This is a genomic window from Agreia sp. (assembly GCF_964263775.1).
Taxonomy (GTDB): domain Bacteria; phylum Actinomycetota; class Actinomycetes; order Actinomycetales; family Microbacteriaceae; genus Agreia.
This window is the reverse complement of record NZ_CAXVWM010000210.1, coordinates 1-3,527: the sequence shown is the minus strand read 5'-3', so window position 1 is coordinate 3,527 and position 3,527 is coordinate 1. Positions and strand designations below refer to the sequence as shown.

The window sequence follows — 3,527 nt, the reverse complement described above, 5'->3', positions numbered from 1 at the left end:
ATGGGCGCAGTGGCCATCAGACCGGCGAACAGGTGGAGCACCACCGTCCGGGCAACTTCCAGGCCGTGCTGCAGGTACACGGCACCGAGCACCGCTTCCACGGCGTCGGCGACGATCGAGGCCTTGTCGCGCCCGCCGGTGAGCTCTTCGCCGCGGCCCAGGCGCACGAAACGGCCCAGCTGGATGCCGCGGGCGATCTCTGCGAGGGCGACGGTCGACACGAGGCTGGCGCGGCGCTTCGCCAGCTCGCCCTCTTCGAGTTCGGGAAAACGGGTGTACAGCATGACCGTGACGGCCTGCCCGAGAATCGAGTCGCCGAGAAACTCGAGGCGCTCGTTCGTCGGGATGCCGCCGTTCTCGTACGAGTACGAGCGGTGGGTCAGGGCGAGTTCGAGCAGCTCATCGGCCAGCTCGACCTGCAGGGTCGCCAAAAGGAGCGACCCGTCGGTTTCATGTTGTGAAACCATCGAGGCGCTCCTTGGTGACGCAGCTGTTGTCGTTGCCGACAGCAGGAGTCTTTAGATGTCTGCGACCTTGCGGCCCTTGTACTCCATGAACAGGGGGGTGCCTGCGGAGTCTTCGACGATCTTGGCGCGGTGCGGCAGGCTGTAGACAGTCTTGCCGTTCTCGATGGTCTTGACGAGGGTGGGGGCCGTAGCCTTCCACTGAGCGCGACGCATGCGGGTGGAAGCCCGCGACATCTTTCTCTTCGGAACAGCCATGATCTTCTCTTTTCTCTCTCGTTCAGGTCACTCGGGTCGCGCTGAGGCGTCGGTGTCTGCGTGGTCAGTCTGTGTGTCGGTGCTGGTCTTGACTGCGGGCTCGAAGCCTGCGAGCGCAGCCCAGCGCGGATCGGAGATCTGCTGGGGTTCGCCATGCGGCTGATCAGCCAGCTTTTCACCCGTCTCCGGGTCGAGTCCTGGGCAATCCGGCCGACAGACCGGTTGGAACGGCAGTGACAGAATCACCGCATCCCTGATCATCGGCTCGAGGTCGACGTGATCGTCGAGAACCGAGTAATCAAAAGCTTCGTCAAGAGAATACGCGAAAACGTCTTGGAATTCGACTTCTACCGGCAGATGGATGTCGGTGAGGCAGCGCCCGCAGACTCCGTCGGCCGTTCCTGAAACAAGAACCGAGGCCAGGATGCCATCGTGCAGCCCCTCGAGACGCAGATCGACATCGAGGATCGAATCGGCCTGGACGGCCACGAGGCCCTCGCCGAGCTTTTCGGGAACAACGATCTCGAGCTCGTGCTCGCGCATCTCGCCGGGACGGTGGATGAGGTCGTGCACCCCCACGGTGTAGGGCGTCTTCTTGAATTTGTTCACAACGTTCGAGTCTACCCCCGGCTGCGCGGCCCGTTCCCGGAGGGCCACGGAGGGCCCCGATAAAACTCTTGACATCGACCCGTCGGCCTGGTTGGTTAGTTGCATGAGTAATGAACCAATCAACAACGGTCATCGTGGATGACTCTCGACCGATCTTCATTCAGATCGCCGAGTTGATCGAGAACGACATCCTCGCCGGCGCCCTGCCCGAAGAGACGCAGGTTCCGTCGACGAACGAATTCGCCGCATTCCACCGCATCAACCCCGCAACCGCAGGCAAAGGAGTTCACGTGCTCGTCGACGACGGAATCCTCTACAAGAAGCGCGGCATCGGCATGTTCGTCGCCTCCGGCGCCCGAGAACGGCTGGTGGTGAAGCGCCGCGACCAGTTCCAGAGCGAATTCATCGCGCCCCTGATCGTCGAGGCAGACAAGCTCGGCATCGGCGAGACGCAATTGATCGACATGATCAGAAAGGAAGGCACCGCATGAGTGCAGTAGTCGAGGCATCCCACCTCACCCGTCGCTTCGGCGACATCACCGCCGTCGACGACGTGAGCCTCAGCGTGCAGAAGAATACGATCCACGGGCTCCTCGGCCGAAACGGAGCGGGCAAGACCACGCTGATGCAGTTGCTGACCGGCCAGGACTTCGCCACCCGCGGCGACATCCGAGTCTTCGGCGAGAGCCCGGTCGAGAATTCGGCCGTGTTGAAAAACGTGTGCTTCATCAAAGAGAGCCAGCGCTACCCCGAGGAATTCAAACCTCGGCACGTCTTCACGAGCGCGCCCTGGTTCTTTCCGAACTGGGACGCCGCCTTCGCCGACCGCCTCGTCGCCGACTTCCGGCTTCCGCTCAACCGTCGCATCAAGAAGCTGTCGCGCGGCCAGCTGTCGGCCATCGGCGTGATCGTCGGGCTTGCATCCCGCGCCCCGCTCACGTTCTTCGACGAGCCCTACCTGGGTCTGGATGCCGTGGCCCGGCAGATCTTCTACGACCGGCTCCTCGAGGACTACGGCGAGCATCCGCGCACCGTCATTCTTTCGACGCACCTCATCGACGAGGTCAGCAACCTGCTCGAGCATGTTCTCGTGATCGACGAGGGACGGCTGATCGTCGACGAAGACGCGGAGACGCTCCGCGGCTCGGCCACGACCGTGGTCGGCACTCTCCAGGGCGTCGACTCGTTCGTCGCCGACCGCGAGGTGCTGCACCGCGAGGGCCTCGGCGGCCTCGCCTCGGTCACCGTCGGTCGACTCTCCCCACAGGATCGCGCACACGCCGCAGAGTTGGGCCTCGAACTCTCCCCCGTGTCGCTGCAGCAGCTGGTCGTGCGCCTCACCGGCAGCCCCCAGACAGTATTGGAGCAGAGCGCATGAGCATCGTCACCCGAGCCGAACCGACCGAGCCGTTGGTCGAATCCGCCGACGCGGGCAATCGCATCCTCGCCGTCGTTCGCCTGCACCTCGTCAATCGGTACAGCGTCTTCGCCGTGCCATGGATGATCATGGGCGGCATCTTTCTGGTGAACGTCGCCATCTGGTGGATCATCTTCGCGTCTGTCACCAGCGATGCCGACAGGGCCGATGCGCGCGACGGCATCGCATACTCCGGGGCGCTGTTCTACATTTTCGTCTACATGCTCGTGCTGGGCATCCAGGCCGTCGCATTCACGTTTCCATTCGCCCTCGGCTTCAGCGTGACCCGCCGCGACTTCTGGTTGGGCAGCGCACTCACGTTCATCGCGCTCTCGGCGGCGTACAGTGCGGGACTCACCATCCTGGCCGCCATCGAGGTGGCCACCGACGGCTGGGGGCTGGGCGGCACGATGTTCGCCAGCTTCTACTTCGGCGGTGCGGATGCGTCGTGGATCGAGCGCTTCGGGCTCTACTTCGCGACGTACCTGTTCTTCTACTTCGTGGGGGCCGCGATCGCGACCATCTACCAGCGCTGGCGCAACAACGGCATGCTGGCCCTGTTCGGCACGCTCGGCCTGGCGTTGATCGTCAGCATCGCGCTCGTGTCGTTCAGCAGCAGCTGGCCTGCCGTGGGCGCCTGGTTCGATTCGAACGGGCCGACGGGCGTCATCGCGTGGAGCCTCGTGCCCACGGTCGTCGCCGCAATCACGGGCTACTTCATCCTGCGCCGCGCGACCCCGAAGAACTAGCGTGCAAGCCGACCGCGGGCTTCTGTGCCC

At 63.9% G+C, this 3,527-nt stretch carries 6 protein-coding genes; 3 read left to right on the top strand and 3 right to left on the bottom strand.

All coding sequences use genetic code 11. The annotated features are described in order from the left end of the window. The 3 genes from ACE5CZ_RS14790 to ACE5CZ_RS14780 all read right to left on the bottom strand — a co-directional run. Window positions 1–467: ribonuclease III family protein (locus tag ACE5CZ_RS14790; protein ID WP_374948086.1), on the bottom strand; the 467-nt coding region annotated here is incomplete at its 3' end. A gap of 51 nt (window positions 468–518) precedes the next feature. Beyond that, window positions 519–722: a 50S ribosomal protein L32 gene (rpmF, locus tag ACE5CZ_RS14785; RefSeq protein ID WP_044442139.1), complete on the bottom strand. Its 204-nt coding sequence runs from the start codon at window positions 720–722 to the stop codon at window positions 519–521. 27 nt (window positions 723–749) lie between these two features. Beyond that, window positions 750–1,265 (bottom strand): DUF177 domain-containing protein, encoded by a 516-nt coding sequence (locus ACE5CZ_RS14780; protein ID WP_374948087.1) that lies wholly within the window; start codon window positions 1,263–1,265, stop codon window positions 750–752. 176 nt (window positions 1,266–1,441) lie between these two features. Between ACE5CZ_RS14780 and ACE5CZ_RS14775 the strand changes: the two genes are divergently transcribed. The 3 genes from ACE5CZ_RS14775 to ACE5CZ_RS14765 are packed head-to-tail and all read left to right on the top strand — an operon-like array spanning window position 1,442 to window position 3,497. Further along, window positions 1,442–1,822, top strand: coding sequence for a GntR family transcriptional regulator (locus tag ACE5CZ_RS14775; protein WP_374948085.1), 381 nt, complete (start codon window positions 1,442–1,444; stop codon window positions 1,820–1,822). Then, complete coding sequence (locus ACE5CZ_RS14770) at window positions 1,819–2,709, top strand: ABC transporter ATP-binding protein (protein WP_374948084.1); 891 nt, start codon at window positions 1,819–1,821, stop codon at window positions 2,707–2,709. Before ACE5CZ_RS14775 ends, ACE5CZ_RS14770 begins: the two co-directional genes overlap by 4 nt. After that, window positions 2,706–3,497 carry a hypothetical protein gene (locus ACE5CZ_RS14765; RefSeq protein WP_374948083.1) on the top strand — a complete coding sequence of 264 codons (792 nt, stop codon included), beginning with the start codon at window positions 2,706–2,708 and terminating at the stop codon, window positions 3,495–3,497. Before ACE5CZ_RS14770 ends, ACE5CZ_RS14765 begins: the two co-directional genes overlap by 4 nt. Window positions 3,498–3,527: the final 30 nt, after the last annotated feature.